This window comes from Stenotrophomonas sp. PvP093, from assembly GCF_017876915.1.
Lineage (GTDB): Bacteria > Pseudomonadota > Gammaproteobacteria > Xanthomonadales > Xanthomonadaceae > Stenotrophomonas > Stenotrophomonas muris.
The window spans coordinates 2100591-2122034 of the sequence record NZ_JAGIOX010000004.1; the positions used below are offsets into that span (position 1 = coordinate 2100591).

The 21444-nt window shown below is 67.7% G+C and carries 22 protein-coding genes; 14 read left to right on the plus strand and 8 right to left on the minus strand.

The features are described from left to right. Positions 1-240 precede the first annotated feature (240 nt). The 3 genes from J3A72_RS12185 to gspH are packed head-to-tail and all read right to left on the minus strand — an operon-like array spanning position 241 to position 1657. Positions 241-855, minus strand: coding sequence for a prepilin-type N-terminal cleavage/methylation domain-containing protein (locus tag J3A72_RS12185; protein ID WP_075075774.1), 615 nt, complete (start codon positions 853-855; stop codon positions 241-243). After that, positions 852-1202, minus strand: coding sequence for a type II secretion system minor pseudopilin GspI (gspI, locus tag J3A72_RS12190; RefSeq protein WP_153643303.1), 351 nt, complete (start codon positions 1200-1202; stop codon positions 852-854). The genes J3A72_RS12185 and gspI overlap by 4 nt, the downstream gene beginning before the upstream one ends. An 8-nt stretch (positions 1203-1210) precedes the next feature. Next, positions 1211-1657 carry a type II secretion system minor pseudopilin GspH gene (gene gspH / locus J3A72_RS12195; protein WP_014647360.1) on the minus strand — a complete coding sequence of 149 codons (447 nt, stop codon included), beginning with the start codon at positions 1655-1657 and terminating at the stop codon, positions 1211-1213. 103 nt (positions 1658-1760) lie between these two features. Between gspH and J3A72_RS12200 the strand changes: the two genes are divergently transcribed. Further along, a complete protein-coding gene (locus J3A72_RS12200) occupies positions 1761-2237 on the plus strand; it encodes a general secretion pathway protein (RefSeq protein ID WP_172617719.1) in 477 nt (158 codons plus the stop codon). A gap of 90 nt (positions 2238-2327) precedes the next feature. Here the strand turns inward: J3A72_RS12200 and J3A72_RS12205 are convergent, their stop codons facing one another. Beyond that, a complete protein-coding gene (locus J3A72_RS12205; protein ID WP_075075775.1) occupies positions 2328-2663 on the minus strand; it encodes a hypothetical protein in 336 nt (111 codons plus the stop codon). Positions 2664-2864: 201 nt separating this feature from the next. On the opposite strand from J3A72_RS12205, the gene J3A72_RS12210 reads away from it, so the two are divergent. The 6 genes from J3A72_RS12210 (at position 2865) to J3A72_RS12235 (ending at position 9648) form a co-directional block, all read left to right on the plus strand. Beyond that, a complete protein-coding gene (locus J3A72_RS12210; RefSeq protein WP_075075776.1) occupies positions 2865-4481 on the plus strand; it encodes a ShlB/FhaC/HecB family hemolysin secretion/activation protein in 1617 nt (538 codons plus the stop codon). Between the two features lie 38 nt (positions 4482-4519). Beyond that, a complete protein-coding gene (locus J3A72_RS12215; protein WP_075075777.1) occupies positions 4520-6304 on the plus strand; it encodes a MotA/TolQ/ExbB proton channel family protein in 1785 nt (594 codons plus the stop codon). Positions 6305-6314: 10 nt separating this feature from the next. Beyond that, positions 6315-6728, plus strand: coding sequence for a biopolymer transporter ExbD (locus J3A72_RS12220; protein ID WP_005409874.1), 414 nt, complete (start codon positions 6315-6317; stop codon positions 6726-6728). 39 nt (positions 6729-6767) lie between these two features. Continuing rightward, a complete protein-coding gene (locus tag J3A72_RS12225; protein WP_075075778.1) occupies positions 6768-7433 on the plus strand; it encodes a cell envelope integrity protein TolA in 666 nt (221 codons plus the stop codon). Positions 7434-7475: 42 nt separating this feature from the next. After that, positions 7476-9221 (plus strand): putative porin, encoded by a 1746-nt coding sequence (locus J3A72_RS12230; protein WP_075075779.1) that lies wholly within the window; start codon positions 7476-7478, stop codon positions 9219-9221. A 97-nt stretch (positions 9222-9318) separates the two neighbouring features. Further along, positions 9319-9648, plus strand: coding sequence for a hypothetical protein (locus J3A72_RS12235; RefSeq protein ID WP_005409871.1), 330 nt, complete (start codon positions 9319-9321; stop codon positions 9646-9648). An 8-nt stretch (positions 9649-9656) separates the two neighbouring features. Here the strand turns inward: J3A72_RS12235 and J3A72_RS12240 are convergent, their stop codons facing one another. From J3A72_RS12240 to J3A72_RS12255, 4 genes are all read right to left on the minus strand, one after another. Next, positions 9657-10055, minus strand: coding sequence for an OsmC family protein (locus J3A72_RS12240; protein ID WP_075075780.1), 399 nt, complete (start codon positions 10053-10055; stop codon positions 9657-9659). 117 nt (positions 10056-10172) lie between these two features. After that, positions 10173-10814: a hydrolase gene (locus J3A72_RS12245; protein WP_032962577.1), complete on the minus strand. Its 642-nt coding sequence runs from the start codon at positions 10812-10814 to the stop codon at positions 10173-10175. Between the two features lie 55 nt (positions 10815-10869). Next, positions 10870-11550 carry a hydrolase gene (locus tag J3A72_RS12250; RefSeq protein WP_014647352.1) on the minus strand — a complete coding sequence of 227 codons (681 nt, stop codon included), beginning with the start codon at positions 11548-11550 and terminating at the stop codon, positions 10870-10872. A 72-nt stretch (positions 11551-11622) separates the two neighbouring features. Then, the gene (locus J3A72_RS12255) at positions 11623-12489 is read right to left on the minus strand and encodes a pirin family protein (protein WP_075075625.1); all 867 of its coding nucleotides are present in this window, start codon (positions 12487-12489) and stop codon (positions 11623-11625) included. A 149-nt stretch (positions 12490-12638) separates the two neighbouring features. Between J3A72_RS12255 and J3A72_RS12260 the strand changes: the two genes are divergently transcribed. From J3A72_RS12260 to J3A72_RS12290, 7 genes are all read left to right on the plus strand, one after another. Beyond that, positions 12639-13565, plus strand: coding sequence for a LysR family transcriptional regulator (locus J3A72_RS12260; RefSeq protein WP_014647350.1), 927 nt, complete (start codon positions 12639-12641; stop codon positions 13563-13565). A gap of 130 nt (positions 13566-13695) precedes the next feature. Further along, on the plus strand, positions 13696-14199 hold the full coding sequence (locus J3A72_RS12265) for an RNA polymerase sigma factor (RefSeq protein ID WP_014647349.1): 504 nt from the start codon (positions 13696-13698) through the stop codon (positions 14197-14199). An 82-nt stretch (positions 14200-14281) separates the two neighbouring features. Then, positions 14282-15238 carry a FecR domain-containing protein gene (locus tag J3A72_RS12270; protein ID WP_069116590.1) on the plus strand — a complete coding sequence of 319 codons (957 nt, stop codon included), beginning with the start codon at positions 14282-14284 and terminating at the stop codon, positions 15236-15238. 184 nt (positions 15239-15422) lie between these two features. Further along, a complete protein-coding gene (locus tag J3A72_RS12275) occupies positions 15423-18539 on the plus strand; it encodes a TonB-dependent receptor (RefSeq protein WP_075075626.1) in 3117 nt (1038 codons plus the stop codon). Between the two features lie 52 nt (positions 18540-18591). After that, positions 18592-19356, plus strand: a complete 765-nt coding sequence (locus J3A72_RS12280) for a Slam-dependent surface lipoprotein (RefSeq protein ID WP_014647346.1) — start codon at positions 18592-18594, stop codon at positions 19354-19356. 89 nt (positions 19357-19445) lie between these two features. Beyond that, positions 19446-20900, plus strand: a complete 1455-nt coding sequence (locus J3A72_RS12285; RefSeq protein WP_075075627.1) for a porin family protein — start codon at positions 19446-19448, stop codon at positions 20898-20900. Positions 20901-21036: 136 nt separating this feature from the next. Next, positions 21037-21441: a response regulator gene (locus J3A72_RS12290; RefSeq protein WP_075075628.1), complete on the plus strand. Its 405-nt coding sequence runs from the start codon at positions 21037-21039 to the stop codon at positions 21439-21441. Positions 21442-21444: the final 3 nt, after the last annotated feature.

Here is a 21444-nt window from a genome sequence, read left to right on the forward strand (position 1 = left end):
CCAGCCAGGATGGCACGGAGGGCAGGGAGCGGCCATCAGCGGTGAGGACCACCGACACGGCGCCGCCGGGTGCAGGAGCGCGCCCGGCGGCGGGCTCGGCAGTAGATCCGCGCCATGCGTGGATGGCTGGGCCAGCCTCAGTGCCGACCAACGGTCGGCACCCACCAGGGCAGGCCGGGCATTAGAAGCCGCTCGGCAGTAGATCCACGCCATGCGTGGATGCTTTGCCTGGGAGGAATCCTAAAGCTCCAGCACGCGCCGGTAGCCCAGCGGTCCACGCCCGTCACGCAGGCCCAGCCGCAGTTCCAGCCCGGTGGCCGGCAGCACCTCGCCCTCGCTCGGCAGCATCGCCCAGCCGGCCCCGGGTTGCCAGGCGCGCACCTCGAACCGCTGCACATCCTTTGCCACTGCAATGCCTTCCGAAGGAACCGGTGCGGGCAGGGGATAGCGGTCCGTCGCCGTACCGCTGGCGCGCCATAGCGTGTTGCCTTGCCGCCACCAGCGCACCCGCTGCCAGCGCAGCCCATCACTGTCGACGCTGCGGGTGATTTCTAGCGCAAAGCTGCCATCCGGGTACCGTTCGCTCACCAGCGAAGGCGGCAGCAGTCGCTGCGGACGATCCGCCGGGCGCACCGCGCCGTTCATCAGCGCATCGTCGGCACGCATCTCGATATCGCGCTGGAACTGCTGCAGCACGCGTAGTGCCGTCGTGGTCTCGGCATCGGCCCGGCGCAGGCGCTGGTCGCTGCTGGCCACGCTGTCGAGCGCTCGCCAGCAGATCAGCGCCAGCACGCCCATGATGGTGATCGCGATCATCACCTCGATAAGGGTGAAGCCTGCTGCGGTACGCTTCATTGCGCCGCGGTCCACGGCAGCTGCATCCGCGCCAGCGACTGCCGCGGTGCATCTTCGGCAGCCACGCTGAGTTCCAGTTGCGGCTGTCCGTCACTCCCCGTGCCGATATGCTGCAGCACCAGGAAACTGCTTCGCCCCTGCACGCAGCGCAGCCGTGCATCCTGCGGCGGCTGCCCGGCCAGGCGCAGCTCCTGCCAGCGGTCCTGCGCGCACAACAGCGCCAAGCGACGGTCGCGCAGGCGTGACTGATCGTCGGTGGCCACCGCGACCGAGCGCATGACCGCAGCCAGCGCAATCGAAACGATCGCCAGTGCGATCAGCACTTCGATCAAGGTGAATCCGCGCATGTTCCGCTTCACTGCACGACCTGCAACTGTCCGCTGCCATCGTCACGAAGACGCAGCTGGCGGCCCTGCAACGACAACGTCAGTTCCCATGCCACGCCGATCCACTCCGGGCTCAGTTCAACCGGGGTGGCCGGCTGCACCACGATGCCGGCCGGTTGCCATGACTGTGGGCGCAGCAGGTCGTCGCGTTGCACGTCCACCCAGCGGGTGCCTTCGCGCCTGCTGAACCGGTAGCCGGCGGCGTCGGCCTGCCAGCGCAGGGGGCGGCCATCGATGCGGGCCTCGTCGCGCGCCACCTGCAGGCGCTGCGCCAGTCGTTCGGCCTCCTGCCGCAGCTGGCGCGCGGGGTCGAGCAGGCTGCCCAGGCCCAGGCCGATGCCCGCCGTGCAGATGCCGATGATCACCAGCACCACCATCAGTTCCAGCAGGGTGAAACCACGCGGCACGTGCTGCATCGACGTTGCCTCCTGTCCAGGTCGATGCCTGCCAGCGTAGGCCCGCATGATGAAACAAAAGCGTCAGCGGCGGCTGCTAGCGTGGGCGGACACGAACGTGGCGATGGTGCGGAACATGGATGGCAGGCGCTGGGATCGCAATCGGATGTTGACCCTGCTGGCGGCCACCCTGCTGCTGGCGGTGGTGGCCTATTGGAGCGTCACCCTGTCTGCGGTGGCGCCTGCGGCGGCGGCCAGCGAAGCGCATGCCGATGCGCCGGCCCGGCCGCTGTTCGATGCGGTGGCCAGTCTGCCGCTGGTGCGGCTGCTGTCGCCCGGTGCGGTGCAGACCGAGGTGGTCGTGCTGGGTGTGATGGCGGGTGACCACGCGCCCCTGGCCCTGTTGTCGGTGGATGGACGCCCGCCGGAGGCTCACGCGCCCGGCCAGCGGCTGGGGCCCTGTACGGTGCTGGCCAGCATCAGCGCCAACGCGGTGGAACTGAACCAGGCTGGGCAATCGCGCAGCCTGCCGGTGCCCGCGCTGCCACCGGTGCCGAACGATGGCATCGTGCCGGCCGCTCCGAAGGGCGGCGCTCGGTAGAGCCGAGCCCGCGCTCGGCTGCCTCGGCATGGCTGTTGAACGGTGTGCAAGCGCAGCCGGGCGTGGGCTCGGCTCTGCAGATGCATGGGTTCATCGCGCCGGACGCTGCGGTACCACGGACCGCCCGAAGGCATCGCCCATGCGTTGCCGCGTGCCTTCCAGGTTGTACTGCATCAGCTGGTTGCCGGGCTGCCGCATCAGGCGTTCGGCATCCGGCAGCGCCGCTGACTTCGCCGATTTCGGCGCCGGCGCCAGCCTGCGTTGCAGGCATTCCCACGCGGGGATGCGCTCGCCGTTGACCTGTACTTCGATGCACGGCGCAACACCGTCCTGCTTCTTCGCCTCTCCGGCCCAGGCCGATGGCAACGCCAGCAACAAGGCAAGGGCGAGGGCAGGGCGAAGGCCCGCCTTCAATGGCTCACTCATCTCGAATCTCCTGCAACAACCGACGCTCTGCAATGAAGACGTGTGGCGAGGGCAGTCTCCGCCCGCTGGTGCTCTGGCGCTGTCACAAGATGACAGTGCTGTCACAAAACTGGTGGCGGTTTTGACGCGACGTGCACGTCCTGTTGGTAGACCCACGCGCCGCTCCCTGGCCCCTCCCTTCGATACGACGCGATGCCTTCGATGACTCCTGTTCCGTGCCGAGCCGTCCGCTTTCCGTTGCGCCTGCATCCGCTGGTGCTGGCGCTGGCCGCGATGCCGCTGCCATTGTCCGCGCAGGAGGCAGCGCCTGCGCCCAGCGTGAACATCAATGAATACATCGTGCGCGGCAACACCGTGCTCGATCCGCGCCAGATCGAACGGGCGGTAGAGCCGTTCCTCGGCCCGGGCAGGACCCTGGCCGATGTCGAGAAGGCGCGCGATGCGGTCCACGCGCTGTACCAGCAGGCGGGCTACCAGTCGGTCTACGTCGAACTCCCCGAGCAGCAGGTCAGTGGCGGCGTGGTGCTGCTGAAGGTGCAGCAGACGCCGATCGGCCAGCTGCGCGTGGTCGGCACCCGCTACGAATCGCCCGACCGCATACGCGATCGCGTACCGGCACTGGCCGAGGGCAAGGTGCCGGACTTCGACCAGGCCCAGAAGGAACTGACCGCACTGAACGAAGGCGGGCGTCGCCAGGTGATGCCGCTGGTGCGCGAAGGCCAGGTGCCGGGCACGATGGACGTGGACCTGCAGGTCGAGGAGAAGTCGCCGTGGCGTGCCAGCGCGTCACTCAACAACGACCACAGTGCCGACACCGAGAAGCTGCGCCTGAGTGCGTCGCTGGCCTACGACAACCTGTGGAAGCGCGGGCACAGCGCCAACATCGGCGTGTACCTGGCGCCGGAAGATACAAAGCAGGCCAAGGTGTTCTCGGCCTCGTACACGATGCCGTTCGAAGGTACGCCGTGGAGCCTGGAAGCCTCCGGCTACAGATCCGACAGCCGCGTGTTGAATGCAGGCGGGCAGGTCGGTACCGGCACCGGCACCAACGTGATCGGCAACGGCCATTCGATCGGCCTCAAGCTCAACTACCGCCTTGCCGGCAGCAGCCAGTGGTGGCGCCAGCTCAGCCTCGGTGTGGATTTCAAGGACACCGAGGAAGACACGCAGATGGGCAAGGACAGCCTGAAGACACCGTTGAAGTATGCGCCGATCACCCTGGCCTTCGTCGGCGTGCGCCAGGGCGAGCAGGATCAGCTGAGCATCAACACCCAGCTGGTGGCCGGTACCCGCCGCCTGTTCGGTTACGGCAGCGACGCCACCGCGTTCGGGCAGAAGCGCTACTGGGCTGACCCGAGCTTCGTGGCCTTCAAGGCCGACGTGGCCAACACCCACACCTTCAGCAATGACTGGCAGTGGTATGCGCGTGGCTCGCTGCAGGTAACCGATGCGCCACTGGTGTCGGCCGAGCAGTTCGCTGCTGGCGGCATGTACACCGTGCGTGGCTACCTGTCGGCCGAGGCGATCGGCGACTACGGCGGCCTGGCCAGCCTGGAATGGCGCACCCCGGCGTGGTCGCTGTGGAGCGGCACCGATCTGCGTGTCTACAGCTTCGCCGACGCGGCCTACCTGCGCCTGCGCCGGCCGCTGCCCGAGCAGCGTGACAAGTACAACCTGGCCTCGGTCGGCCTGGGCGCGCAGCTGCGCCTGGGTGAACACCTGCAACTGCGCCTGGACTACGCCTGGCCTTATGCCGATGGCCCGGTCACGCGCAAGGACGACCCGCGCCTGCATTTCAACATCAGCACCAGCTACTGACCCTTCCCTTGAACATGCGTTCTCCGGAGACCCTTCGCATGGACCGTTTGCTTTCCCGAGTGTTGCTGCTGCTGGCCGCGCTGGTTGCGTTGCCTGCGGCTGCGGCCGATGCCAATTGGTGGCAGGCCGAATGGAAATACCGCAAGCCGATCACCGTCGACGCCGGCCCGCAGGGCGCGGGCCTGGCCGGTGACCCGGGCCGCACGCCACTGCTGCTGCGGCTGCATACCGGCAACTTCGGCTTCGACGGCACCCAGGATGCGGGCAACGACCTTCGCTTCGTCTCGGGTGATGGCCGTACCGTGCTGGCCCACCAGATCGAGCAGTTCGATCCCACGCTGGGCCTGGCCCTGGTCTGGGTGGACCTGCCGGCGGTCAGTGCCGCCGCGCCGCAGACCATCTGGATGTACTACGGCAATGAAAAAGCCCCGGCCAGCGGCAACGGCCAGCAGGTGTTCGATCCGGACTACACGCTGGTCTATCACTTTGCCGAGGCCAATGCGCCGGCACGCGACACCACCGCCTATGGCAACAATGCCGGTGCGGTGGTGCCGCCGTCGGAAGGCGCGGTGATCGGCCGCGGCGTGCAGCTGGGCGCCGGCCCGCTGCCGCTGCCGGCCAGCGCGTCGCTGGCGCAGGAAGCGGGCGCGCCGCTCACCGTTTCGGGCTGGATCAAGCCGGGCAGCAACAATGCGGCTCAAGCAATCTACGCCCGCCGTGATGGTGCTTCCGAACTGGTGCTGGGCATCGAGAACCGCGTGCCGTTCGTGCAGCTCAATGGCCAGCGCAGCACGCCGGCGCAACCGATTCCGGAAGGGCAGTGGGCGCATGTTGCACTGACGGCAGAGAAGGGCGCGTTGCAGCTGTACCTCAATGGGCGCGTAGCTGCCCAGCTGAGCGGTGCGCTGCCGGCGCTGGCCACCGCGCCGGTGGTCGGCGCCGATGCGCCGGGCGCGGCGCAGCCGCTGGCCAACTTCGAAGGTGCCCTGGACGAGTTGCGCATTTCGCGGGTGGCACGCCCGGCCGCGCTGCTGCTGGCCGACGCCACCGCTCAGGGCGCCGACTCGCGCCTGGTCAGCTACGGCGCCGACGAGCAGTCCGCCGGGCAGAGCCACTTCGCCTTCATCCTCAAGGCGATGCCGTTCGATGCCTGGGTGGTGGTCGCCATCCTCGGCCTGATGATGCTGCTGTCGTGGGCGATCATGATCGCCAAGAGCCGCCACTTCGGCCGTACCAGCAAGGCCAATGCCGTGTTCACCGAGAGCTTCGGAAAGCTGTCCGGCGTACCGCTGCGCACCCTGTCCGACATGGACCGCCAGGGCAAGGCGCCGACCGCCATGCACGATGGCTCGTTGTGGCGCATCTACCAGGTGGCCATCGATGAAATGCAGCAACGCCACCAGCGCGATGGCAACAGCGGTTACCTCAGTGGTGCCACCATCGCGGCGATCCGCGCCTCGATGGATGCAGTGATGGTGCGCGAGCAGGAAGCGATGGCGCGGCGCATGAACTGGCTGTCGACCACCATCGAAGGCGCGCCCTACGTGGGCCTGTTCGGCACAGTGATCGGCATCATGCTGGTGTTCGTGGTTGCGGCAATGGCCGGCGCGGTGGACATCAACTCGGTGGCACCGGGCATGGCCGCAGCGCTGCTGTGTACCGCCGCGGGCCTCGGCGTCGCGATCCCGGCGCTGTTCGGCTACAACTACCTGGGCGCGCGTGCCGAAGCGATCGGCGCGGACATGGCGGTGTTCATCGACGAATTCGCCGCGCGCCTGGCCGAAGAGCAGGACGGGCGCGGCCCGGCCGCGGTCCAGGGCTGAGGGGCGCGCCATGGGCCAGAAGGCGAAGTTCGGCATCAAGAAGCGCGAGAAGGGCATCAACGTGACGCCCTTCGTCGATGTGCTGCTGGTGGTGCTGGTGATCTTCATCCTGACCAGCAACGCTTCCATCCCCGGCATCGAGGTCAACCTGCCGAAGGCCAGCAACAGCGTCGCGCTGGAGAAGCCCAAGACCAAGGCGATCACCATCGACCCCAGTGGCCAGGTGTTTCTGGATGCCTACCCGGTGACGATGGCGGAGCTGGAAGACCGCCTGCGCACCGAGCGCGCGACCACGCCGGATTTCCCGGTGATCGTGCGCGGTGACGCGCAGGTGCAGTACGCCCGCGTGGTCGAGGTGCTGGACCTGCTGCGGCGCCTAGAGCTCGCCCAGGTCGGCCTGGTCACCGGCAAGGCGCAGGGCTGAGGCATGACGGCCCATCAACCCCCTCGGCCGGAGCCCGGCATGCGCGGTCGCCAGCTGCTGGTGACTGTCGCGCTGGTGCTGGCCGCGTTGCTGGTGCTCGGCATCGCCGTGTGGTGGATGCTGTTCAAGGACACCGCCAGCACCCGTCGGCCGGTGGTGCAGCCGCCGATGCTGGCGCTGCCGCCAGCGCCTCCGCCACCCCCGCCGCCGCCGGAAAAGCCGCCGGAGCCGGAAACGCCGCCGGAGGAGACGATGCCCGAACCGGAGCCGCTGGAGCAGCCGACGCCGGCTGAAGAGCCGGCACCGACTCCGGACAATGCCGATCCGGTGACGATGAACGCCGATGCGCAGGCCGGCGGTGACAACTTCGGCATCCAGTCCGGCAGTGGTGGCGGTTCGTCCGGTGTCGGTCGCGGCGGTGCCGGCAATGCCACCTATGGGCGCTACCTCGGCTACCTGATGCAGCAGGCGATCTCGCGCGACGACAGGGTCAAGCGCCTGGCGTTCCAGCTGCAGGTGAATGTGTGGCTGGCCAGCGATGGCCGCCTGGAAAAGGTCGAGCTGGTGCGTGGCAGTGGCAACGAGGAGGCCGACGCGGCCGTGCTCGATGCACTGCGTCGCATCGGCAAGGTCGACCAGGCACCCCCACCGTCGCTTGATTTCCCCGCCCGCGTCCTGATCCAGGGCCGCCGGCCCGGGGCCTGATTCCCGACCTCCGTGATTTCCCTTCTTTCGATGAGAACCGTGATGAACGACCACGTCCGCGCACGAACCGATTCCCGCCGCCCGCGGCCGGCCCGACGGGCGCTGCTGTGCTGCGCCGTGCTGCTCAGCCTGGCCGCCCCGACCGGTGCGATGGCCGCCGAAACGACCATGGTCAAGCTGATCAAGGGCCTGATCGCCAGCGGCGCACTGAAACCCGAAGATGGCCAGGCATTGCTGGTGCAGGCCGAGGCCGAAGCGGCGGCCGCCCAGCGCAGTACAGCCACCGCGACCTCGGCCGCCAGTGGCGGTGTCGCCCTGGAAGCCGGCGACGTGCGTGTACCCTACGTGCCGCAGAGCGTGCGCGACGGCATCCGTGACGAAGTACGCCAGGACGTGATGGCGCAGGCCAGGTCCGAGGGCTGGGCGGCACCGAACGAAGTGGCTGAGTGGACCAAGCGCATCAAGGTCACCGGTGACATGCGCGTGCGCAGCGAATCGCGCTTCTTCTCCGAACGCAACAGCGACATCGTGAGCAACTGGTCGTCGATCAATTCCGGCAACGGCTTCGACACCAACACCAACACCAACCTGCAGCTGCCACCACTGCTGAACACCCGCCAGGACCGCCGCAACCTGTGGCGCATCCGCGCCCGCCTGGGCATCGAGGCGACCATCGGCCAGCACACCACGGCCGGTGTACGCCTGGCCAGCGGCAGCAGCAATGGCCCGGTGTCGACCACCGAGCAGCTGGGCGGTGGCCTGAGCAAGAAGGACGTGTGGCTGGACCAGGCCTGGCTGGCCTACAGCCCGGCCGACTGGGTGACGGTGCGCGGCGGCCGCTTCGGCAATCCGTTCTGGACCAGCGACACGCTGTTCTCCAACGACCTCAACTTCGATGGCCTGGCCGCCAACCTGCAGTACGACTTCGGCGGCGGTGACCTCGGCCTGTTCGGCAACCTGGCGGTGGTACCGCTGGAATACACCTCCGACAGCGCGCCCAGCCAGAGCCGGGTCAAGACCCCGAACGAGAACAAGTGGCTGTCCGGTGCGCAGGTGGGCGTGAACTGGCGCTTCAATGACGACAACGCGCTGCGCGCGGCACTGGGCTACTACGACTTCAAGAACATCAGCGGCCACCTGTCCTCGCCGTGCGCGCTGTATGCGGGCGCGGTGGGCTGCGACACCGACTGGTCGCGTCCGGCGTTCATGCAGAAGGGCAACACCCTGATGCTGATCCGCGACATCGCGCGCAATCCGCTGGATCCGGCCAATACGCCCACCCCGCAGTATGTCGGCCTGGCCTCGGCATTCCGCCTGGCCACGCTGAACCTGCGCTGGGATACGCAGCTGGCCCAGGACGTCGGCCTGCGCCTTGAAGGCGACTACATCCGCAACCTGGCCTATGACAAGCAGGCGATGTTCAGTCGCGCCAACAACGGCATCGTCAACAACTACGGTGCCGGTGGTGCCGCCAGCATCGATACCTTCCGCAGCGGCGACACGGCATGGATGCTGCAGGCCACCTTCGGTGCCACCGAGCTGAAGGAGAAGGGCCATTGGCAGGCGCTGCTGGGCTACAAGCACATCGAGGCCGATGCGCTGCCGGATGCCTACAACGATCCGAACTTCCACCTCGGTGGCACCAATGCCCGCGGCTACTACGTGGGCGGTGCCTATGCGCTGGACGCGCGCAGCTGGATCAGCGGCAAGTGGATGGCGGCCAAGGAAGTGTCCGGTGCGCCGCTGTCGATCGACGTGTTCCAGCTGGAGTTCAACACCGGCTTCTGAGTGACGGCGTGATGCGGATCACGTAGTGCGTGGCGGGGGCGCAGCGATGCGCCCGTCTAGGGAAAGGAGACCACGCGTTGTTCAAAAGGAGGAGTGGATGAGCCGTCGCAAGCTGTTCGAGAGTCCCGAACCGTCCAGCCAGATGCTGGGTGTTGGACCGGCCTATGTTTCCGTGGAGGGCCTGCGCCAGCACCTGGCCGAGTTCCTGCTGTACGCGGGCCGGCCGGTGGTGATCATGCGCGGGCGCAGCGAAGTGGGCTACTTCCTGCCGGCGCGCTGCTGGCGCCAGCGTGACGATGATCCGCTGGCGGCCGCGGCCGCCGACCAGCTGCTGGATGCCGCCGGGTTCCAGGCCGAAGACATCCAGCAGGTGGAGCAGGAATTCAACGCGATGCGCCAACGCACCGTGCTGCATTCACGGCGCTGACCCTTCTGTTACGCCGTCGCCCCACGCTCACTGGTGATGCGTGCACCTTCGCGCATCACCAGGGTCACCGGGGTCTTTTCCACCACCTCCAGCAATCGCTGCCACTGCGCATCGCTCAGCTCGGCACTGGCATGCAGCACGCGGTGCACGTGGAGGCGCCCGTCCTCATCACGTTCCGAGCGCAGCTCGGCATGGAACTCGCCCAGGTCCCAGCCCTTGCGCTGCGCGTACATGCGCAGGGTGATGGCGGTGCACGCCGCCAGCGAGGCCAGGTACAGGTCGAACGGCGCGAAGCCCTTGCCCTGGCCGCCCAACGAGGCGGGCTCGTCCGCATCCACATCGACGCTGCCATTGCTGATGTGGTGCAGGTAACTGTCGGCGGTTGAAACAATGCGTGCGTAGGCCATCACATTCTCCATCTGTCCATGGCGTCGAGCCACGCTCGATTAAACCCACTGTAGCGTCGAGCCATGTTCGACGGCTCCCCAAAGGCGGCGCCAGCCAGGACCGGCGCCGCCACCCGGTTACTCGGTACGATCGTACGAGAACTGGATGCCCGCCGTACCGCCGGTTTCAATGAAGAGGTTCATGAAGGCCGGCACCGTTTCCGAACGGGCCCAGTCGCGCTGCAGCTCGCAGAACAGCTGCGGCACGCTGATCAGCTGGCCGCCGGCCTGTTCGATGCGGCGCAGCGCGGCATCGTGCGCGGCCAGCGAGGTGCCGCCGACGGCGTCGACCACCACATACACCTCATAGCCTTCCTTCAACGCATCCAAGGCCGGGAAGGTCAGGCAGGCCTCGGTCCACAGCGCGGTCATGATCAGCTTGCGGCGGCCGGTGGCTTCCACCGCCCTGCGGAACTGGACGTCTTCCCAGGAATTGATGGTGGTGCGGTCGTAGGTCGGATAGTCACCCAGCACCTGGCGCAGCTGCGGAATCGGCGGCTTGTTCAGGCCGGTCTTGACGTTCACCGTCGAATGCACGATCGGCAGGCCATAAGCCACTGCGGCTTTGGCAGTGCCGACGATGTTGTTGACCAGCAACTGGCGGTCCATCGAAGCAATGGAGTTCACCTGCACCGGCTGGTAGTCGATGATGATGAAGGCGGAGTTCTGCGGGGTCAGCAGATGATCGCTGGCCGGGTCGCGGATCGGTTCACTGGACATGATGGGTCTCCGGTTGAGAGGCGTGCCGACAGCGGGCCGGCACCCCGGGCGTAGGTCAGCTGCGCTGCGAATCCAGCGGCTCGTGGTTCTTCTGCACGTCCTGCGCCTTCAGGTAGCTTTCGATCAGCAGCTGGTAGTTCGGGAAGATCTTCGTGTAGACCTCGGCCCATTGCTGGGCATCGTCGCGGTTCCAGCTGCGCTGGATCTCCGAGGCCACCGCGGCGGTGTCCATCGGCACCACGCCGGCCTGCACCACCCGGGCCAGGGTGATCTCCTCGGCCATCTTCGAATAGGTGCCCGAGGCATCGATGACCGCGAACACCTGATAGCCATCGGCAACGGCGGCAATGGACGGGAAGGCCATGCACACGCTGGTGATGGTGCCGGCAATGATCAGCTGCCTGCGGCCGGTGGCCTTCACTGCTGCAACGAATTCCGGATTGTCCCAGGCGTTGATCTCGCCCTTGCGCGCCACGTACCGGGCATGCGGGGCTGCGTCGTGGATCTCCGGGATCAGCGGGCCGTTCGGGCCCTGCGGAACAGAGGCAGTGGTGATCACCGGCATCTTTGCCAGCGTGGCCATCCTGGCCAGCGCGGTGGCGTGGGCGCGCACGCGGGTGAACGGCATGTCACCGATGGTCTGGAACAGGCCGCTCTGATGGTCGATCAGCAGCATCGCGGCGTTGTCCGGATCGATCACCGGGCGGGCACCGTTGAAGTTGGCGGGGGTACTCATGGTCAGTCTCCTGGAAAAAGCGGGCGATGGCCCGGAGGGTGCGGCGGGCCATCGCCCGCCGCTTTGAAACGATCAGTGCGCGATCTGGCCGAAGCGGCCGCTGTTGAAGTCGTTGACCGCCTGCGCGATCTCGGCCTGGCTGTTCATCACGAACGGGCCATAGCCCACCACCGGCTCGTCGATCGGCTCACCGCTGAGCAGCAGTACGGTGGCGTCGCTGTCGGCGTCGACGAACACGTCCTCGCCGCTGCGGTCGAAGGTGACCAGCTGCGCTTCGCCGACCGGCTGGCCGCCGTTGATCCGCACCGTACCCTTCAGCACCACAAGCGCCAGCGTGCGGCCCTCGGCCACCGGCAGGTCGGTGTGGTGGCCCTGCTGCAGGCGGATGTCCCAGACATCCATCGGCGTGTGGGTGCGCGCCGGGCCGGCATGACCGTGGAAGCGGCCGGCGATGACCCGCACGCGGCCGGCGCCATCGGGCAGATCCACCGAGGGAATCTCTGCGTCGAGCAGGGTCTGGTAGCCCGGTGCGCCCATCTTGTCGCGCGCCGGCAGGTTCACCCACAGCTGGACCATGTCCAGCGTGCCGCCGCGCCTGCTGAATTCCGGCGTGTGGAATTCCTCGTGGAGGATGCCGGAGGCAGCCGTCATCCACTTCACGTCACCCGGGCCGATGGTGCCGCCGGCCCCGGTCGAATCGCGGTGGGCGACCTCACCCTCATAGACGATGGTGACGGTCTCGAATCCGCGATGCGGATGCTGGCCGACGCCACGCGGCGTATTGCTGGGGGCGAAGGTGTACGGGCCGGCGTAATCCAGCAGCAGGAACGGGCTGAGGTGCTGGCCGTGGGTGTTGTAGGAAAACATCGAGCGGGCGGGGAATCCGTCGCCCACCCAGTGCGGGCGGGGGGCGCTGTAGGTACCGGTGACACGCTTCATGGCGATCTCCTGACCGGGGCTGCCGGCCGCTGTTCTTCGTTGCGAAGACGATATTGCCGTGACAATAAGGCCGGTAGACGCCAGTATTTGCCGTCATAGTCCTATCTGGTGAACAATGTCTGCAGGCCGTGGCCGCAGGAGATCGCCCCGTGTTCATCGCAGATATCCGCCGTTGTGACCTCAACGACCTGTTCTACTTCGCCATGGTGGTCGAGCATGGCGGCTTCTCGCAGGCCGGCCGGGCGCTGGCGATGCCGAAGTCGAAACTGAGCCGGCGCATCGCGCTGCTGGAGGAACGGTTGGGCGTGCGCCTGATCCAGCGTTCGACCCGGCGTTTCTCGGTCACCGAGGTCGGCCAGGACTACTACCGCCACTGCAAGGCCATGCTGGTCGAAGCCGAAGCGGCCGAGGAAGCCATTGCGATGTCACGTGCCGAGCCGCGCGGCACCATCCGCCTGGCGTGCCCGATCGCGATCCTGCACGCGCGCATTGGCACGATGCTGGCCGATTTCCTGGCCCTGCACCCGCAGGTGACGGTGCAGCTGGACGCCACCAACCGGCGCGTCGATGTGGTGGGCGAGGGTGTGGACGTGGCGATCCGCGTGCGGCCGCCGCCGCTGGAGGACAGTGACCTGGTGGTACGCGTGCTGGCGCGCCGGGTCTGGTGCACCAGTGCCAGCCCGGCGCTGCTGCAGCGGCTGGGCACGCCGCAGGTGCCTGCCGACCTGGCGATGATGCCGACCGTGGATCTGGCATCGCCCAGCCAGCAGCATGCCTGGGAATACACCGGGCCGGGCGATGTGCTGGCCAGCGTGCACCATCGCCCGCGGCTGGTCAGCGATGACATGATCGCGTTGCGCACCGCCGCGGTGGCCGGGGTGGGCCTGCTGATGCTGCCGCGGATGATGATCAGCGACGAGCTGGCCAGTGGCGCGCTGGTGCCGGTACTGCCGGAGTGGGTGCCCAAGCACGGCATCGTGCACGCGGTGTTCCCGTCGCGACGCGGCCTGTTGCCTGCGGTGCGTGCGCTGATCGACTACCTCGCCGAACGCTTCGAGGCGCTGGAGGAACCGTAGATCCTCCATCCACGCCATGCGTCGATGATGCTTTCGTGGCGCGGCTTGCCGCCTGCGGCCCCGCAGCCCACAATCCACGTGCGGACCGTCGCCATCACGCCCATCATTCCCCGGTCCGGCCTTGGCACCTATGTCTCCCAATGCCCTGGCGCTGGTCGAGCTGCTGATCCGCGAGCGCCGTGCGTTGTCCCGCTTCGTCGCGCGCTACCTCGACCCGGCCAGCACCGAGGACACCCTGCAGAACCTCTACCTGAAGGCCAGCAGCGTGCCCGGCGATCCACCGATCCTGGAGCCGCGCGGTTATCTGTACCGGATGGCCTACCACCACGCGCTCAACCGCAGCCAGGCCGACGCCCGCGAGCGGCGCGCGATGGCCGAGTACGCCACCGGCATGGCCGAGGCAGGCCACGACGGCGAGGCGCAGGCGCTGGACCAGGCGCAGCTGCGCGAGATCACCCAGACCATCCTGGCCCTGCCGGCCCAGGTACGCGAGTGCTTCGTGCTCAACCGCTACCTGGGCCTGAGCGAACGCGAGATTGCCGCGCGCCTGGGGATCTCCAAGAGCCTGGTCGGCAAGCATGTGCTGCGCGCAGCGCTGCTGATCCAGCAACAGCAGCGGGGAATGGGCCGATGAGCGGCGATTGCCGTGGGCAGATCGTGCCCGCCGTTGTCACAACAGGAAAGCGCACCCATTCGCGGTGCGGCAGGCCACAACCATGACCACGTCCGAACCCTCGCCGCGTCAGGCCAGGCAGGCGTTGCGCTGGGTGATACGGTGCAGTGCAGGCCCGTTGCCGGAACGCCAGCAACGCACCCTGCAGCGCTGGCTGCAGTCCGATCCGCGCCATGCGCTGGCCTGGCGCCAGCAGCAGGCCTTCTGGCAGCGGTTGGACGCTGCCGGGCCCGAGGTGCTGGCCGCGCTGCCCGAGCTGACCGCCGACCGCCAGGGGCTGCGTCCGATCGCACCGCGCCGTCGCCTGCCGTGGCTGCTGGCATCGGCTGCGGCCGTGGTGCTGATGGTCGCGGCCGCTCCGCATGCGTTGCTGCTGGCGCGCAGTGATGTGCGCAGCAGCGATGCGCCACGAGTGGTGCAGCTGGCCGATGGCAGCACGGCGGTACTCGATGCCGGCACCGCGCTGGCACTTGCGTTCGATGGCCAGCAGCGGCGCGTACGCCTGCTGCGCGGGCAGGCCTGGTTCCAGGTGGCGCACGAGGTTCGCCCGTTCCAGGTCGAGGCAGCGGGCGGCCTGGTCCGTGACATCGGTACTGCCTTCAGCGTGTCGATGCTGGATACCACGGTCACCACCCAGGTCAGCGCGGGTGTGGTCGATGTGCGCCCGGGCGATGGCAGCGTGCAGCGCCTGCATGCCGGACAGGCACGCGTGTTCCGTGACGGGCACTGGCTGCAGCCGGTGCAGCTGGAAGATCCGGAGAGCATGGCGCCGTGGCGGCGTGGCGAGGTAGTGATCGATGATCGGCCGGCCGCGCAGGCCATCGTCGACCTGGCGCGCTACCGTCGTGCCCCGGTCTGGGTACTGGGCGGGCAGGGCGCACGCATACGGGTCAGTGGCCTGTTCCACCTGCAGCAACCGGACACGGCCATCGTCGCCGTGGCCGCGCAGGCGGGACTGCGCGTGCAGCGCTTGCCCGGTGGTGCGTTGCTGCTGTGGTGAAGCACCCGCGGAACATGGACGAACCGGTCGCATGAAAAAAAACATGAAAAAACCGTGGGCAGTCGTCGCAGCCCGCTGTCTATAGAGGTATAGCCAGAGCGAAACAGCGTTTCTTCTCAAGCCAGACACACCACCGGGCACCGGACGTGTCCGTTGTCCCGCCCCGCTTGAGGAGTTCCTGTCCATGCCGTCCACGGCATCCGCCTGTCATCGTCGCGCCACCGCTCTGGCCCTGGCTGTTTCCACCGCATTGCTGCAGTTGGCCTGGGTGCCGGCCGGGCAGGCGCAACCGGCGGTCGTCGCGCCGCTGCGCCAGTACGCCATTCCGGAACAGCCCCTGGCCGACGCCGTGCGTGCCTTTGGCCGCCAGGCCGATGTGCAGGTGGTGTTCCGCAGTGACCTGGTGGAAGGCCGTCGCTCCAGCGCGGTGAGCGGCGAGTACAGCCAGATGCAGGCCCTGCAGCTGCTGCTGCGTGGCAGCGGCGTGCGCGCGCAGCGTGGCATGGACGGCACCTGGAGCCTGCGTGCCGCAGCGGAGGCGGGTGAAGGGGAAGGGGTGCGGGTGACCGAGACACTGGACGTGGCCGGTCGCCTGCAGTCGGAAGGGGGCGAGGCCCGCGATCGGCGCGGCTACGATGATGTGTTCGCGCTGGACATGGCCACGGCGTATTCGGGGCGCGACCGGGTGGAGCGCTACCGCGGCTCCAATCCGGCCGACGTGGTCAAGGATCTGGTCGGTGTGTTCAGCGGCGATGCGCGCAACAGTGGCGCGCTGGACATCAACATCCGCGGCATCCAGGGGCCGGGGCGGGTGCCGGTCAGCATCGACGGCGGCGAGCAGGCACTTACGGTCTGGCGCGGCTACAACGGCGTCAGCAACCGCAACTACATCGATCCCAACCTGATAGGTGGCATCCAGGTCATCAAGGGGCCGGGGCTGGTGCGCGATGTGCACAGCGGGATCGGTGGCGCGCTGGTGATCAAGACCATCGACGTCGATGACATCGTGGAAGCGGGTGAGCGCTTCGGCGGGGAGCTGAAGATCGAAGGCAGCAGCAATGCGGTGGCGCCACGCCTGCCGCGGCTGCATACCGGCGAGGACTACCGCACGGTGCCCGGGTTCCCGCAGGGCTCGCCCTCGGCACCGTATGCCGACAGCACGCTGCTGGTGCCGGTGAAGTCGCGCGGTTCGGAAGCCAATGTGTTCGCCGGCGAGGACCAGGCCTGGCGGCTGGCGCTGGGCCTGCGCGGCGAACACGTGGACCTGATGGCCGCGTATGCCTGGCGCAAGCGCGGCAACTACTTCTCCGGCACCCAGGGCACGGCGTACTACGACCAGGACCCGCGCGAGCAGTTCGAGTACAAGGGCCTAGACTACATCACCACGCTGGCGCGCTACTTCAAGCCCGGCGACGAGGTGCCCAACACCTCCAGCGAGCAGGAATCGTGGCTGCTGAAGGCGACCTGGCAGATCAACGATGACCAGCAGCTGCGCGCCACCTGGCGGCGTACGCTCTCCCACTACGGCGAGATCATGCCCTCGCGCATCCTGTCCGCGCCCGACTACGGTCGCATCCAGTGGCCGCTCAGCCGCGTCGATGCCGATGCCTGGAACCTGGAATACCACTGGCAGCCTGCCGGCAGCCGCTGGCTGGACCTGCGTGCCAACCTGTGGCGCACCGAAACCACCAGCGATACCTACACCGCTGGCGGCTTCCCCAATTTTGCCAGCAACCCCGACTGGAACCCCGGCAGCAGCCCGATCCTGCGCAATACCGCGCTGGCCAATGCCCGCAACGACCGCACCGGCCTGACCCTGAGCAACCGCTTCGCGCTGCATTCCACCCTGGACCTGACGGTGGGCGGCAACTGGCAGTTCGAGAAACTGCGCTCGGCGGACCCGTACTTTGGCGTCAGCGATGGCTGGCGCATGTACCCGCGCGCCGGGCGCCGCCAGGAAGGCGAGGGCTATCTGGTGCTGGACTGGCGGCCGGTGGATTTCCTCTCCCTGAGCGCCGGCGTGCGCTACGCGCGCTATTGGGCCATCGATGATTTCCTGCAGGAACACCCGGAGCTGATGACCACCTCTGTATTCCCCAAAGAGGCCCGCTACCGGGTCAACGAACTGCCCGTACGCCCGGCCAGCCTGCAGGGCGAGATCGACGCCATCGAGTCGCAGCGCGCGTTCTGGGACAGCATCGGCATGGGCTTCATCGTCGATGATCTGCTGAAGGGCCTGCTGAGCAGGTACGAGACGCCGGTGGCGGTGGAGCACAGCATTCCGTGGCTGCCGGATGCGGACGGCAACTACAGCCGTGCCAGCAACCCGTGCCTGAATGGTCAGGTGGCGGCCATTCCCGGGCTGTTGCCGGTGCAGGGCGCGCAGATCCTGTGCAGCATCCAGAGCGGGCGGTCGCAGACGGTGGCCGGCCGCAACGAGCGCAGGCGCGACCATGCCTGGCTGCCGACCTTCTCGGCCACCGCGCATTTCTCGCCCAATGCGCGCGCCTATGTGCGTTACAGCGAGGCGGTGCGTTTCCCCAGCATGTTCGAGAGCACCATCGCGTTCTCCAGCAGCCTGAACCCGCTGTACCCGCTCAAGCCCGAGCACGCCTACAACTACGAAGTGGGCTATGTGCACAACCTGTCCGCACTGTTCGGCAACACCGCCGATGCCGACGTGAAGCTGGCCTACTACGTGCACAAGACCCGCAACGTGATCGAGCGCGACGGCAATTTCCTGTTCGACAACCTGGACAAGCAGCGCATCCGCGGCGTGGAGCTGCAGGCGCGGTTCGACAACCGGCGCTTCTTCACCGACCTGGGCATCACCCGTACGCTGGAAAACAAGGTCTGCGACGAAAGCATGGCGGTGCAGCTCGATGCGCTGGCCGGCAAGGTGCCCAACTGCGTGCAGGACGGCTTCGTCAGTGGCTACCTGCTGACCCAGGCCATTCCCCGGTTGTCGGTGAACGTGTCGCTGGGCACCCGGCTGTTCGATGAGCGCCTGGAGCTGGGCAGCCGCATCGTGCATTACCAACGCCACCAGAACCCGGACCTGCAGGCCTACCGTGACCGACTGTACGCCGGCAGCGGTGGCCTGATCTGGCAGAACGTGCCGTTCACCTGGGGAAACATCACCACCGTCGATGCCTACGGGCGCTGGCGCTTCAATGACCACGCCAGCGTCGAGCTGGTCGGCACCAACCTAGGCAACCGCTACTACGTCGACCCGGCCACGCGCTCCACGCTGCCGGCGCCGGGGCGCACGCTGAAGCTCGGTGTCACTGCACGCTTCTGATGACCTGCCTCGTTGTTGTACCCGTTGTTCCCTCAACCCAAGGAGTAGTTCCATGAAGATGATCTCCCGTTCCGTACTGGCCATGGCCGCCACCTTCGCCCTGGCCGGTGCCGCCCAGGCCGCCGACATCGTCGGTGCGGCCAGCCCGGCCACCGATTCGCAGCTGTACGTCAAGGTCGGTGCCTCCGAAGTCAACGGCGGCCCGCACAGCGCAGGCAAGGCCGGCATCGGCGTCGGCACCGTCTCCAACGGCAAGCCGGTCGACTTCCAGGGGCTGGCGGCCTACTCGGCCCCGACCACCGTCAACGGCGTTACCGTGCGTACCCTGGCCATGCCGATCACCGGTACGCCGGGCAGCCATTCCGGCATGGGCCACTTCAACTTCGTCAAGGTGGGCAGTGGCGATGTGTGGTTCGGCGAATGGTCCAAGGACGGCGCTGCGGGTGGCTTCAACAACCGCCAGGTGTACTTCGCTGGCGACCGCGCCGGCACCACCCTGCCCAGCGGTACCGCCACCTACGCGGTGGCCGGCCTGAACCGGTTCAATGGCAGCAACCTGCTCAGCGGTACCTTCGCGGCGAACTTCGGCACTGGCAAGCTGACCGGCGGCCTGACCGGTGGTGGCCAGACCCTGGCGATCAGCGCCAACATCAACAGCGCCGATGCATCCTTCGCCGGCACCGCCGTGGCCAACGGCTCGGTCACCGGCAACAGCCAGGGCCAGTTCTTCGGCGCCAACGCGGCCACGCTCGCCGGTATCGCCACGTTCGCCGGCAACAGCCAGTACGACACCGCCTTCGGCGGCAGCAAGAACTGATCGCCACGCCCCTGACGGGGCAGGGCAGGGACAAGCCGCGATCCGCCAGTCCCTGCTTCGGCCGCTGCATGCACCACCACGGATCGACCATGCGCCATTCCACCTTCCTTGTCGTACTGCTGTTGGCTGCCGCTGATGTGCGCGCCCAGCAGGACGATCTGCGCCGCGTGCTTGAACAGGGCAGCGAACTGCGCCACCAGCAGCAGGACCGGCAGCGCCTGCAACAGGTCGAGTCGGAGCGGCCGACCATCACCATCGACGGCAGGACGCTGCGCGTGGAGCGCAGCGTCGACGATCTCGGCCAGGCCCTCTACCTGTCACTGCAGCATCAGCAATGGCGGGCCGCCGCGGCGTTCCTCGAGGAGTACATCGAACTGCCGGGGCATGACCCGCTGCTGCGCCATTACGCGCAGGGGGCGTTGGCCCGCGTGGCCGGCGACCATCGTCGCGCGGCGAAGGAGTACGAAGCGCTGCTGGCGGCGCAGCCGGATTTCCTGCCGGCCCGACTCGAGCTGGCACGTGTCTATGCGGAAGACCAGCGTGATCGCGATGCGGTCGCGCTGTTCACGGCCATCGCTGCAGGCATCAATGCTGATGATCCGGCCACGGCCGGCGTCCGCGCGCGCGTGGACGGTTACCTGGGTGCCCTGCAGGCGCGCCAGCGCTGGAAAGGCGCGCTGTCCGCCGGCCCCGCATGGAGTGACAACATCAACCGCAGCTCGGCCAGCCGCACCTGCCTGTTCGGCGTAGGCGACGCCTGCCTCATCGAACGGAAACTGCCCGACGCCCAGCACGCAGGGGGCCTCGACTACGACGCCAGCCTGGAACGGCGCTGGGTCCTCGACGGGCATCATGGGCTGTACGTGCGCGGTCTCGCCTTCGGTCAGGCATGGCGCGGGCACCGTGCCTACAACGAGCTCAATGCCAATGTGCAGGCAGGTTACAGCTGGCGCAGTGCGCGGCAGACCGTGCTGCTTGCCCCCAGCTATGACGTCCAGGGCCTGGGCAACCATGCGCTGCAGGGCGGCAGTGGCGTGCACGGCGAATGGCAGTACGCCCCGGATGCACGCAGCCTGCTCAAGCTGGAGGCCGACTGGAAGCGCCAGCGGTATCGCCAACAGGGCCTGGCCAGCAACTATGACGGCGAGCTGGCATCGGTGTATGCCATCTGGTTCCGTGCGCTCAATCCGCGCTGGACGGTCTTCGCCGGGCTGGATGTCACCGGCAGCAGCGCTGCCGACCCGGCCAACGGCTACCGCCAGCGCGGCTTGCGGCTGGGCGCGGCGCGGCAGTGGAGCGGCACCACGGCCACGGTGTTCGTGTCGCTGCGCCGCCGCGACTACGACGCCTGGAGTCCATTGCTGGAGGCGCGCAGGCAGGACGACGAACAGAACCTGATCGCCATCGTGCGCAGCGAGCGGCTGGCGGTGGCCGGGCTGGTGCCCAGCCTGGGCCTGCGCTACGCCCGCATCGACAGCAACGTCGGCTGGCTGTACAGCCACGACCGCAGCCTGCTCAGCCTGAAATGGGAGCGTGCGTTCTGAACGCGCCGCTGCAATGCCTGGGTGAACGGGCCGTGGCGGCGATCTTCATCGATCATCACGCGCCCTTGTAGCCCGTTTCGCGCATCCTGCAGGCGTTGCGGCAGAGGTGCGCCGCGTGTATCGAGGAGCGCGGGTCGTGCTGGAAGCGGGCAACAAGCCAGAGGGCCTGAAAGGGCTGCGGGTGCTGGTGGCGGAAGATGAATTCGCCATCGCGATGTTCCTGGCGGACTATCTGGAACTGAAGGGGGCGCAGGTGGTGGGACCGGCCGGTGACCTGCAGGCGCTGGGGCGTCTGGTCGATGAGAACCCCATCGATGTCGCCCTGCTGGACATCAACCTGGGGGGTGAACTGGTTTACCCCTTGGCCGACCGCTTGGCGGACGCCGGCACGCCGTTCATGTTGACCTCCGGCTACGATGACAATCTGCCCAGCCGCTTCGCTGGCGCGCCCCGCTGTACCAAGCCCTATCACATCGAGGCACTGGTGCAGCAGCTGGCACGGCTGGTGGCAGGCCCGCAGGCTGCTGCGGACATCGCCTGATTG

Bases quoted from the DNA above. Each gene is read 5' to 3' on its own strand.
- gspI (WP_153643303.1), bottom strand. From the start codon at position 1,202: ATGCGCGGATTCACCTTGATCGAAGTGCTGATCGCACTGGCGATCGTT.
- J3A72_RS12225 (WP_075075778.1), top strand. From the start codon at position 6,768: ATGCGCGGTCGCCAGCTGCTGGTGACTGTCGCGCTGGTGCTGGCCGCG.
- gspH (WP_014647360.1), bottom strand. From the start codon at position 1,657: ATGCAGCACGTGCCGCGTGGTTTCACCCTGCTGGAACTGATGGTGGTG.
- J3A72_RS12235 (WP_005409871.1), top strand. From the start codon at position 9,319: ATGAGCCGTCGCAAGCTGTTCGAGAGTCCCGAACCGTCCAGCCAGATG.
- J3A72_RS12215 (WP_075075777.1), top strand. From the start codon at position 4,520: ATGGACCGTTTGCTTTCCCGAGTGTTGCTGCTGCTGGCCGCGCTGGTT.
- J3A72_RS12210 (WP_075075776.1), top strand. From the start codon at position 2,865: ATGACTCCTGTTCCGTGCCGAGCCGTCCGCTTTCCGTTGCGCCTGCAT.
- J3A72_RS12245 (WP_032962577.1), bottom strand. From the start codon at position 10,814: ATGTCCAGTGAACCGATCCGCGACCCGGCCAGCGATCATCTGCTGACC.
- J3A72_RS12255 (WP_075075625.1), bottom strand. From the start codon at position 12,489: ATGAAGCGTGTCACCGGTACCTACAGCGCCCCCCGCCCGCACTGGGTG.
- J3A72_RS12280 (WP_014647346.1), top strand. From the start codon at position 18,592: ATGAAGATGATCTCCCGTTCCGTACTGGCCATGGCCGCCACCTTCGCC.
- J3A72_RS12200 (WP_172617719.1), top strand. From the start codon at position 1,761: ATGGTGCGGAACATGGATGGCAGGCGCTGGGATCGCAATCGGATGTTG.
- J3A72_RS12250 (WP_014647352.1), bottom strand. From the start codon at position 11,550: ATGAGTACCCCCGCCAACTTCAACGGTGCCCGCCCGGTGATCGATCCG.
- J3A72_RS12230 (WP_075075779.1), top strand. From the start codon at position 7,476: ATGAACGACCACGTCCGCGCACGAACCGATTCCCGCCGCCCGCGGCCG.
- J3A72_RS12265 (WP_014647349.1), top strand. From the start codon at position 13,696: ATGTCTCCCAATGCCCTGGCGCTGGTCGAGCTGCTGATCCGCGAGCGC.
- J3A72_RS12220 (WP_005409874.1), top strand. From the start codon at position 6,315: ATGGGCCAGAAGGCGAAGTTCGGCATCAAGAAGCGCGAGAAGGGCATC.
- J3A72_RS12285 (WP_075075627.1), top strand. From the start codon at position 19,446: ATGCGCCATTCCACCTTCCTTGTCGTACTGCTGTTGGCTGCCGCTGAT.
- J3A72_RS12275 (WP_075075626.1), top strand. From the start codon at position 15,423: ATGCCGTCCACGGCATCCGCCTGTCATCGTCGCGCCACCGCTCTGGCC.
- J3A72_RS12240 (WP_075075780.1), bottom strand. From the start codon at position 10,055: ATGGCCTACGCACGCATTGTTTCAACCGCCGACAGTTACCTGCACCAC.
- J3A72_RS12270 (WP_069116590.1), top strand. From the start codon at position 14,282: ATGACCACGTCCGAACCCTCGCCGCGTCAGGCCAGGCAGGCGTTGCGC.
- J3A72_RS12185 (WP_075075774.1), bottom strand. From the start codon at position 855: ATGAAGCGTACCGCAGCAGGCTTCACCCTTATCGAGGTGATGATCGCG.
- J3A72_RS12205 (WP_075075775.1), bottom strand. From the start codon at position 2,663: ATGAGTGAGCCATTGAAGGCGGGCCTTCGCCCTGCCCTCGCCCTTGCC.